Origin of the sequence: Paenibacillus nuruki (assembly GCF_001721045.1) — a bacterium.
GTDB classification, from domain to species: Bacteria; Bacillota; Bacilli; order Paenibacillales; family Paenibacillaceae; genus Saccharibacillus; species Saccharibacillus nuruki.
Genome location: NZ_MDER01000065.1, coordinates 24,707 through 35,455, shown reverse-complemented (window position 1 = coordinate 35,455; position 10,749 = coordinate 24,707). Strand labels below are relative to the sequence as shown.

The window sequence follows — 10,749 nt, the reverse complement described above, 5'->3', positions numbered from 1 at the left end:
ATTAATGTTGTGACTCCATTGTTATCTTCCTTTCGCTATGTCAATCTAAGCCTTCATCGTAAATTAACACTCTTACTCAATACCCTTTTTCATATCAAAGTATGTTCTATTATTTCAATTTTTTAAAAATAAGGTCTTTTTAACTATATTAATTTCGACCATATTCGACATTTTGATTTTTAAATTATTATTTTTTTCGACATCTATACATTATTTTAAAATTTTACCGAAATATAATTTGTTGGAACAATAAAAGGATTGAAAAAGCGACAAAAGATAGATTTAAAAGGACAATAATAGATAACGCCTTAATATTAAAACCTTTTTAAAAATACATTAAAATACAATTAATGAAAAAAATATTTAAAAATGTATCGACATATTCGACAAATTGTGATATTTTTACATTACTTAAAAACCAAGACTTATTAACTATAAAAATAGACACGAGATGAGATGGTACCGGTGAAGCATTTAAAAGTACAAACTAAAATTATCAGTTTAACGTTAATCAGTGCATTGTTTATGATTGTTATAGGATTTGCAGGTTACAAAACAACGGATCTGATGTCTACTGAATCGAACGAAATGTATAACCAGAATGTAAGAGCAATCAGCGATGTTAGCCAGATCATTATTGATAACCGTACGATCGAAGCTGCATTGCTTGAATTTATTATCACGACAGACGATGAACGCAATACAGCATTAGATGCTTCTATTAAAGAACGTTTGACTCAAAATCAAACTTTATATACAGATATGAGCACGATCAAGCTCAGTCCAGCAACAACCAAGCTTTATGATACTTACACTCAATCTTTAACGGATTACACTTCCAAAATTGAAGAAGTTCTTCAAAATGCTTCACAAAATAACAACACCGAAGCGTATCGCGTTTTTCAAAATGATGTAGAGCCATTACGAATAGCAATGAATGACACGACCAGACAACTTAATGCTTTGCTCAAGTCAGAAGCTCAAATCAACAATCAAGAAGCTGTTCATCTAGCCTCTGTTGCCAAATTAGTATTAATTATTGTCTTTATCGCAGGTGCTCTTCTTTCTGCATTACTAGGTTTATGGATCAGTCGTACGATCAGTCGCCCGCTGAAACATCTACAAGAATTGATGAGTCGTGCGGGTGAAGGGGATCTTACAGTAGAAGGAACATATACATCTCGCGATGAGATTGGACAGGTTACACAATCCTTCAATGCTATGGTCAATAATGTGAAAGATATTATTCGCAAAGTGGATGAAAGTGCAATGACATTATCAGCTTCTTCTGAAGAATTAACAGCAAGTGCAGATCAGACTGCTCAAGCTGCTGAACATATTGCTGTCGCTACTAATGAAATGTCTACGGGTATTGAATCTCAAGTAGAATCTGTGAACCAAGTGAATCAGTCCATTGGTTCAATGTATGAACGTATGGGACATGTAGCTGCGATTAGTAATGAAGTGAATCAAATGACAGAACAAATGAACAATGACGCTAAAAATGGATTAAGTGAAGTGACTGAGATTACGAATTTAATTCAGGAAATAGCTAAAGATATGCAAGACAATCTAGTGGTCATGACTAATTTGAATGATAAATCCAACCAGATCAGTATTGCTTCTTCTGCCATCCAGCAGATTGCTCAACAAACTAATCTACTTGCTTTGAATGCTTCGATCGAAGCAGCTCGGGCAGGTGATGCAGGTCGAGGATTTGCAGTGGTTGCTGAAGAAATTCGCAAGCTTGCATCCAGTACAGCTGATTCATCCAAATTAATTTCAAATATGGTTCAATCGATCCAACATGATAGTAATATGGCTGTTGAACAAGTTCACAAATCATCCGATAGCATCCAGAGCACTGTTGCAAGCAGTACTCGTGTCAATACAGCATTTCAAGCGATTCAGCATTCGGTTAGCAATACAACAGAGAAAATTCTTCGTACCGGTTCATTAATTCAAGAAGTTGCCAAACAATCAGAGACGATTGCTGAAGCCATGGGACATGTGAGTGCGATATCAGAAGAAAGTTCTGCGGGAATTCAACAGACAGGTGCTGCTAGTGAAGAGCAATTGTCTACGATGGAAGAAGTTTCAAGTGCGGCACGCTATTTAGCGGATCTTGCTGAGAATTTACAGACGACTCTTGCCCGCTTCAAAATATAAATACGATTTTAAATCATATTCAGTCAGGAGAACAAAGCATGAAAAACTGGAAAGTTAGAACCAAAATTATCACTCTTATCGTAGTAAACCTACTAATCTTAATTATGTTAAGCGCCACAGGAACATTGATGACTAATAAAATGTCCAAAGTCGCTTCAAATATGTATGAAGTTAATATGCGCTCGCTAACAATTATGGATCAAATTATTATGAACTATGGGGATAGTGCTGCTAATCTTCTTGAATTGATGCAGACGACGGACCCAACAGCTAACAAAGCGCTAGTCAATCTTATTAATGCAACGACTGCAAGTAACAAAGAACAATTTGAATTAATGGGTCAAATGGCTTTAAGCCCGGCAAATCAGAAGCTAGCGGCTGAATTGGTTCCTTTAGCAACAGCCTTTTCCGAACAACGTGACAATATTTCTGCTTTAGCAGCATCTAATGAGAATGAGCAAGCTTTTCAAGCTTATGCGAATCTAAGTAACCAGCGTACTCAATTAAATGAAGTACTTAACGCTATGCGCACCAATCTTATTGATGAAGGCGGCAATGCGAAAGTAGATTCAGATCAACAGTATGCTCAATCTCAATGGATTACAGGTATTCTTTTTGCGATAGGCTTGATTGTATCGCTATTACTAGGAACTTGGATCGTACGCTTAATTGTACGCCCTTTAAATAATGTACAACTATTAATGACTAACGCCTCTGATGGTGATCTTACCGTTCATTCTGACTATGTATCTAAAGATGAGATCGGTCAATTGTCTGCTGGCTTCAACACTATGATATCCAGTATTCGTGAAATCACGAAAAAAGTCGACGAAAGTGCAATGACATTATCGGCTTCTTCTGAACAATTAACAGCAAGTGCCGAACAAACAGCAAAAGCTTCTTCTCATATCGCTACTTCTTCTGGTGAGTTATCAACTGGATTTGAATCTCAAGTTGAGACGGTTAACCAGGTAACTAATGCAACCAATGAAATGACTGACAAAATGCAACAATTGCAAACAAGCAATAAAAATATTCAAGTGCTTACGAATCATATGGAAGAAACCGCAGGAAATGGAATCAATGAAGTTCAAGAAATTACACATTTGATCAATGATTTGGCAAGCAATATTCAAGATAATTTGAATGTGTTAACTAGCTTAAATCAAAAATCAGACGAAATCGGCTTAGCTTCTCAAGCAATTCAACAAATTGCCAAACAAACCAATTTACTTGCTCTCAATGCTTCGATTGAAGCGGCTCGTGCCGGGGAATCTGGACGTGGATTTGCAGTTGTTGCGGATGAGATTCGCAAACTTGCTGAAGGTGCAGCCCAATCATCTACACAAATTACCGCTTTGATCTCAGACGTTCAATCTGAAAGTCAAAAAGCTGTTGAACAAGTGCATACTTCAGTGAACAATGTACAAGCAGGTGTTCAAAGTAGTGAACGTGTCAATGTCGCTTTCGAAGCGATTCGTCAAGCCGTAGCTGATACGGTAGAACAAATTGGTGGTACACGCTTAATGGTGGGTTCTATCACTGTACAATCTCAACAAATCTCTGAAGCAATGGAACATTTAAGTGCTCTATCCGAACAAGGTTCTGCTGGTATTCAAGAAATGAACGCAGCCAGCGAAGAACAATTATCTACAATGGAAGAAGTGTCTGAATCGGCTCGTTACCTCTCTTCACTTGCAGAAGATCTACAACAATTGTTAGCTGGATTTAAACTTTAAGTTTGAATATGATCTTATGAGTCTTTGATTTTCTTTTTAACTGTCTGCTTTATTTGAAAAGGAAGCTCTCTACGGTATATGTAGAGAACTTCCTTCTTTTTTTGTTACTTGTTTTATTTCATATATTTAGAGAACAGTTCGCCTGCTCTTTTCGCAAATTCTTCCAGATCGATATTGGTTTTTCCCAGACGAGAATACCAATTTTTGACCGTATCTAATACCCATGATGGAATACTTTTACCTGATATTCGGCTATAAAATTGATAATAAGCCCATACCAGATGATCCCAACGCTTATCATCGCCTTTTTGAATATACTCGGATACATCGATTACTTTAGCATGTCCATTTTGGACAATGACATTTTTGAGATGAATATCCCGTGGATTCAGACCAATACTGCGTACATATTCTCTAGCCGCTTCTACATCCAAAATCACTTGCTCTGGTACTTCTATTCCTTGTAGTAAGCAATCTTGAAGAGTTGGCCCTTCTTCATAACTCATGACCAGATAGTTCGTTCCTCTACCATAACAAGTCGGAAAATACGGTGAACCTGCTAATCGCTCATATACAAAGACTTCAGATTGAATTTTATCAATCGCTTCAGGTGTAAAAAGCTTAAACGCATACTCTGGAACTTGATCATACGTAAATACAGCCGCATCTGTTCCTATGCCTATACACCTTGCTCCATCCGCATAACCGGATATAACAACAGGATCATTATCATCACTACCACTTACTCCTATACGGCGTAGCGCTTCTTCAGCTACTCTCCAATCGGATACCATCCATATTGCCCCTCTCTTACCTCACATCAACCAATTACGGATTCATAATAAATATAACAATTTATACAGTATTCTAGACCATTTTTTTAAAGAAACCAAATTTTATTTTTAGATATGGAAATTTATACATTTCGACATTTTGTTTTCATTACGAATAGATTCCTGTAAAATAGATAAGACGGATCATAAAATGATTCTTTGCCACATTTTTGTATTTGAAATGGAGGAATTTATCAATGTCAGATTTTCAGATCAAATTAGAACAGTACGCCGAACTTGCGGTACGGGTCGGTGTTAATATACAGCCAGGTCAGCGTTTGGTTATCAATGCTTCGATTGATGCTGTTGAATTTGTACGTATTGTCACCAAAAAAGCATATGAAGCTGGTGCTGTTCTTGTTAAAGTCAATTGGAGTGACGATCAAGTCGCACGTATGCGCTACGATCTGGCTCCAGATGAATCTTTTGAAATTGGTCCAAAATGGTATGCTGCTGAAATGGAAGAACTTGCTGAAGATGGCGGAGCTATTTTGCATGTCATCTCGGATGATCCTGATTTGTTAAAAGGTGTGAAGCCTGAGCGCATTTCTACGTATCAAATGACTGCTAATAAAGCACTTGCGAAATATCGTGAGTATGTACAATCTGAAAAATTAAGCTGGTCTATCGTAGCGGTTCCTTCTGAAGCTTGGGCTGCTAAAGTATTCCCTGATGTAGCAAAAGAAGATCAAATGTCTACTATGTGGGATGCGATTCTCAAAGCTGTACGCGTAGGTAATGGCGATGCGATCGAAGCTTGGGAAAAACACGTTGAATTGTTAAATACCAAGTCCAAATACCTGAACGATAAAGCATACAAACAACTTCATTATGTTGCACCAGGAACAGATTTGACGATTGGTCTTCCTGAAGGTCACTTATGGGCAGCAGCAGAAAGCACAAGTGAGCGTGGATTCTCATTTATGGCGAATATGCCAACAGAAGAAGTATTTACTGCACCTCTTAAGAGCGATGTTAACGGCTATGTAAGTAGCACGAAGCCTTTAAGTTATGGTGGTAACATTATCGACAATTTCAAATTAACATTCAAAGACGGTCGTATTGTTGGTGTAGAAGCTGAACAAGGACAAGATACATTAGAGCGTTTAGTCAATATGGATGAAGGTTCTCATTATCTAGGTGAAGTTGCACTTGTGCCTCACAAGTCTCCTATCTCTCAATCGAACATTCTATATTACAATACATTGTTTGATGAAAATGCTTCGAATCACCTTGCAATTGGTAGTGCGTATGCGTTTAACTTGATCGGTGGTAAAGAATTGTCCCGTGATGAGTTGAATGAACGTGGACTTAATAACAGTCTGACACATGTAGACTTTATGATCGGTTCAGGTGAAATGGATATCTATGGCATCACTAAAGACGGCGAAAAAGAACCAGTATTCCATCAAGGCGAATGGGCATTTTAATTGAGTCTTTGTTATTATTTATGAAATAATAAAATAACAACTATAGTACGGATAAAAGACCTGTCATTTTATAAATGGCAGGTCTTTTACAGATATCCTCTTTTGATTTAGACTACATAGAACAGATTATCATTTGTATATCGGAAAGGAATTTATAAAGTCATGGAGTATTATATTTTGGAATATCAATATCCACGCAAAGGGTTTATTTCAGGAGGAGCTACATTTGTACCTGCGCTGGATGATTATTATGATCCGATCAACACAGAATTACCCCCTCATACTACTGCTGAAGTTACTTTAGATTCTAATTTAAGAAAAATGGATGTGGATTTTTTCTATACAGGTACACGAGCTACTGTAATATCTGATGCTCTCAAGCAACTTTTAGAACAACGGAAAGTGGTTGCACAATTTGTGCCGACAAAAGTTCACTATTATAATAATGTACCTGTATTCGGAACGTACTGGATTGCTCATAAGTTACAAGCGCTTGATGCTGTCCAGTATGAACAATCTCAATATGCTGGCAAAGCTATGGTTCTACGCTCTATCAATCAACCACCACGCCGAATAGCCAAAGGATTCGAAAAAATCGTATTAGACGAACAAAAAATTGGAGAAGCAGAATTATTCACACTCAATTATACGTATATTTCTAATCCTATTATTTCAGAAGCGCTTTATCAGGATATTAGACAGCATAAGCTGAAAATTTATATGACACCTGTAGGTGAATTTAGACCTTAATTATAATAAAGGAATTGGATATACTTTGGTAAAAGATAATAGACTCTATATCGTAAATAATCACAAAATAAGCTAGCCTACTCTATCCTCCTTATCAAAAAAGTGCTGACTCCCAAAGGAATCAGCACTTTTTTTTGATTGTTGATGCAAGCAACTCGTAGTGAGCTTACCTGTTACCATACAATAATCTATTATGGTTTGAGCACAACTTTGATACAGTTCTCGTCTTTATTATCAAATACATTATAACCATGCTCTGCTTCATCTAATGACAAACGGTGAGTAATAATATCAGCAGCACTGAATTTACCTGTTTGAATTTGGTCGAACAACTCAGGCATGTAATGAACGACTGGAGCTTGCCCCATTTTCAACTGAATATTACGTTCAAATAGATGACCGAATGGGAACTGGTTGTAATTCAAGCCGTATACGCCTGTTACTTGAATCGTACCGAATTTGCGAACAACATTACTCGCCAAATTCAAAGCACCCAAACCGCCGCCTTGTAGCTTCAATGTAGTTTCGATTTTTTCCATCATTGATTTCTCTGCATCTAGACCTACACAGTCAATCACCACATCTGCTCCACCGCTTGTAAGTTCCAACAGGTATTTGTCTGCGTCGCCGACTTCTTTGAAATTGACGGTTTCTACATTGTTGGTACGTTTGGCATGAGCTAATCGATATTCAACATGATCTACAGCAATAACACGTTTTGCTCCTTTTTGCCATGCGAATTTCTGAGTAATCAATCCGATAGGACCGCAACCCAGTACAATCACCGTATCGCCTTTTTTCACGCCAGCACTTTCTACACTCCAGTAAGCGGTAGGAATAACATCAGATAAGAAAAGAACGTCTTCGTCTGCTACTTCCAAGCGATCTGGAATCACGAAAGGCAAGAAATTACCATAAGGTACACGTAAGTATTCGGCTTGTCCTCCGGCAAATCCACCGTATGTGTTGGAATATCCGAACATAGCGCCTGTATCTTTTTCAGGATTTTCATTGGCGTTATCACATTGACTTTCCATTTCGTTTTTACAGAAGAAACATTCACCACAAGATACGTTAAATGGGATAATAACACGATCCCCTTTTTTCACTTTGGTTACTTCAGGCCCTACTTCTTCCACGATTCCCATCGGTTCATGACCGATAACATAATCGCCTTCCATACCTGGAATTTCACCGTTAAAGATATGCAAGTCAGATCCGCAAATCGATGTAGATGTTACACGAATTAGAATATCATCTTGTTTCTGCAACTTAGCATCTGCGACCTCTTTAACTTTTACTTTGCGTTTACCTTGATATGTTAGTGCCTTCACATTAATGTTCCCCTTTCAAAATTATAGTGGTTGAGTCGATATTTTTGTATTAACCAAACTTTTCCTTTTCTTAACAGGCGATTGATTATTAGCATAGTGGGGTAAATGGAGAATAGATCATCGATTTAACAAACATACTACAAATTTACGATAACTCGTCTTGAGAGGGGTAACACATAATGAAGCACTTGAAATCTTCACAAATTGAGGAATTAAAAAATAGTTTATTAGAAGATAAAGAAGCATTGGAACGCCATTTCAATATGGAAAATGATACAGCAGATGGTCAAGTGGAATCAGAACTTGATTCTACAGGTGAACTTTCTTCTGTAGATAATCATCCAGCTGATCTAGGTACAGAAACATTTGAGCGTGAACGCGATATGGCGATTGATGAAAATATGGATGAGAAGTTAGATCAAGTTAATGCTGCTCTACAACGTATTGAAGATGGTACGTATGGAATCAGTGAAATCAGTGGCGAAGAGATTCCTTTTGATCGTCTACAAGCTCTTCCATACACGACAATGCTAGTAGGTGAAAGTGCTGAAGAAGGCGGCGGTGTAAATGATTACCGTCCTGTAGAAGAAGACTTGATCACTCCTGCGGCTAAAGGTGCTGGAGAGAATCGTCAAAGTCATACAGGTAAATTCGATGACGCTGGCGCATGGCAAGCTGTCGAAGAATACGGTGTAGCTGATTCGCCTGCAATGTCTACGCAACGTGATGTAGAAAGCTATAATGAGCTTGCAGAAGGCGGAGAAAATAAAGACAACGGCACTGTAGAAGATATTGAGAAGTTCGCTGGCAATGATATCGAAGGCGGTCAACGTCATGTCCAACGTGGCGAAGACTTGGATCGTTATGTAGCGGATGATGAAGGCGATACTGAATTACAAGTGACTGAAGATGACGAAGAAATCGATGCTGAGAGCGAAGAAGCAGATCGTCGTCGTTAAGATTATTTTCGGAGATATACATTATTTGAGATACGAATAACAATGTAACAATCCTATAAAGTAAAGACCCCTCCTATCTTTCTGGTAAGAGGGGTTTTTACTATTCTCTTTCATATCAAAAGTTATTGCTATAGTGAAAAAATTTCTTTTATACTGCTATACTTTCCAAATCAGGCTGTAGCTTATTACGCAATATATAGAGCATCATCGCCCCTACTAGAAACGCAACCACATCTGAAATCACAAGTGACCAGACTACCCCATGAAACCCATTCATCTGATTAGCAATATATAACACAGGAATTAACGTGATTCCTTGAATAATAGACATAATAAATGCCGCCGTACCTTGAGCTGTTGCTTGAAAAATCCCTGTAAACAAAACAGTGATCCCTGTAATAAATAAAGATAAAAATGTAACATGCAAAATATAGCTACCCATTTCAATCAATTGCATATCGTTGGTAAATAAACTTATTAAATGATCTGAAATAAAATAGACGATAATCCCGAAAGTAGTAGCTAAAATCATAATCACTTTCAGTGTAAAAGTAATGGTCTGTTTCATTCGTTCTTTATTGGCTACAAAATTAAAAGCAATCATTGGTACAACACCTTCACACAATCCCATTAAGATACATTCAGGAAATTGCAACAAACGTGATGAAATCCCAAACCCGGCTACAGCTTGTTCCCCGTATTCAATCAGAAAACGATTAAAAATTAGCGACATCGCTCCCAGAAACAGACTCATAATAAAAACAGGAACTCCAATTTTGAATACATTACTGGATATCTCTTTAGTGATTTTGAACGCTTTAATTGAAATCGTTAAAAATTGACTTTTGTATCCAATATGAAAGCCATAATACGCACTTGCTACCAGATTTGAAATAACGGTAGCCGAAGCCACTCCAATCACTCCCCAATGAAAAACGAAAATGACCAATACATCAAGAATAATATTAACAATAACACTCAGAATCATACCGATCATCGACGTATTCGCTGCACCTTCGGAACGCACGATATTTTCTAACATAAAAAATAATAAAATAAACGGTGATCCCGCCAGCATAATCATCACATAGTCTTTGGTGAAGGCGAACGATTCTGCATTAGCTCCCAAAAATCGAACGATTGGATCTAAAAAAGGAAGTCCAACAGCTACAACGATCAAGCCAAGTATCAGACTCACGTAAAAAGCAAATGAAGATACATGCTTCACATCACTATACCTTTTTTCTCCTAGCAATCGAGAGATAAATGCTCCACTCCCTATCCCTATCAAATTACCTAATGCCATAATCACTGCAAATAAGGGCAATGTTAATGCAAGTGCAGTTAGCATCGCTGTATTATGAAGCGTCCCAATAAAATACGCATTCAAAATCGAATATACAACACTCATCGACATCCCTAACATCATCGGTACAGCAAAATGAGTAACCGATTTTACAATTGGAGCTTCTTCAAAATAATAAAGATTTTTGGCATCCATATGAATCACTACTTTCTCTTATTATTTATGTTCT

8 protein-coding genes are annotated in these 10,749 nt (G+C 37.4%); 5 read left to right on the top strand and 3 right to left on the bottom strand.

The genetic code is table 11. The features are described 5' to 3' along the window. Window positions 1-465: 465 nt before the first annotated feature. Together PTI45_RS17105 and PTI45_RS17100 are read left to right on the top strand one after the other, a co-directional pair. Window positions 466-2,169, top strand: a complete 1,704-nt coding sequence (locus PTI45_RS17105) for a methyl-accepting chemotaxis protein (protein ID WP_069328825.1) — start codon at window positions 466-468, stop codon at window positions 2,167-2,169. Window positions 2,170-2,207: 38 nt separating this feature from the next. Continuing rightward, window positions 2,208-3,908, top strand: a complete 1,701-nt coding sequence (locus PTI45_RS17100) for a methyl-accepting chemotaxis protein (RefSeq protein ID WP_069328819.1) — start codon at window positions 2,208-2,210, stop codon at window positions 3,906-3,908. A 113-nt stretch (window positions 3,909-4,021) separates the two neighbouring features. On the opposite strand, the gene PTI45_RS17095 is transcribed toward PTI45_RS17100, so the two are convergent. After that, on the bottom strand, window positions 4,022-4,702 hold the full coding sequence (locus tag PTI45_RS17095; RefSeq protein ID WP_069328818.1) for a serine/threonine protein kinase: 681 nt from the start codon (window positions 4,700-4,702) through the stop codon (window positions 4,022-4,024). Between the two features lie 236 nt (window positions 4,703-4,938). On the opposite strand from PTI45_RS17095, the gene PTI45_RS17090 reads away from it, so the two are divergent. Together PTI45_RS17090 and PTI45_RS17085 are read left to right on the top strand one after the other, a co-directional pair. After that, window positions 4,939-6,171: an aminopeptidase gene (locus PTI45_RS17090; protein ID WP_069328817.1), complete on the top strand. Its 1,233-nt coding sequence runs from the start codon at window positions 4,939-4,941 to the stop codon at window positions 6,169-6,171. Between the two features lie 162 nt (window positions 6,172-6,333). Further along, a complete protein-coding gene (locus tag PTI45_RS17085) occupies window positions 6,334-6,921 on the top strand; it encodes an imm11 family protein (protein WP_069328816.1) in 588 nt (195 codons plus the stop codon). A 191-nt stretch (window positions 6,922-7,112) separates the two neighbouring features. On the opposite strand, the gene PTI45_RS17080 is transcribed toward PTI45_RS17085, so the two are convergent. Then, entirely contained in the window at window positions 7,113-8,255 is a 1,143-nt protein-coding gene (locus PTI45_RS17080; RefSeq protein WP_069328815.1) for a zinc-dependent alcohol dehydrogenase, read from the bottom strand. A gap of 179 nt (window positions 8,256-8,434) precedes the next feature. Here PTI45_RS17080 and PTI45_RS17075 point away from each other — a divergent pair, with 179 nt between their 5' ends. After that, window positions 8,435-9,214 (top strand): TraR/DksA C4-type zinc finger protein, encoded by a 780-nt coding sequence (locus PTI45_RS17075; RefSeq protein ID WP_069328814.1) that lies wholly within the window; start codon window positions 8,435-8,437, stop codon window positions 9,212-9,214. 148 nt (window positions 9,215-9,362) lie between these two features. Here PTI45_RS17075 and PTI45_RS17070 read toward each other — a convergent pair whose 3' ends face one another. Next, window positions 9,363-10,715, bottom strand: a complete 1,353-nt coding sequence (locus tag PTI45_RS17070; RefSeq protein WP_069328824.1) for an MATE family efflux transporter — start codon at window positions 10,713-10,715, stop codon at window positions 9,363-9,365. Window positions 10,716-10,749 lie beyond the last annotated feature (34 nt).

Bases quoted from the DNA above. Each gene is read 5' to 3' on its own strand.
- PTI45_RS17095 (WP_069328818.1), bottom strand. From the start codon at position 4,702: ATGGTATCCGATTGGAGAGTAGCTGAAGAAGCGCTACGCCGTATAGGA.
- PTI45_RS17100 (WP_069328819.1), top strand. From the start codon at position 2,208: ATGAAAAACTGGAAAGTTAGAACCAAAATTATCACTCTTATCGTAGTA.
- PTI45_RS17085 (WP_069328816.1), top strand. From the start codon at position 6,334: ATGGAGTATTATATTTTGGAATATCAATATCCACGCAAAGGGTTTATT.
- PTI45_RS17075 (WP_069328814.1), top strand. From the start codon at position 8,435: ATGAAGCACTTGAAATCTTCACAAATTGAGGAATTAAAAAATAGTTTA.
- PTI45_RS17090 (WP_069328817.1), top strand. From the start codon at position 4,939: ATGTCAGATTTTCAGATCAAATTAGAACAGTACGCCGAACTTGCGGTA.
- PTI45_RS17070 (WP_069328824.1), bottom strand. From the start codon at position 10,715: ATGGATGCCAAAAATCTTTATTATTTTGAAGAAGCTCCAATTGTAAAA.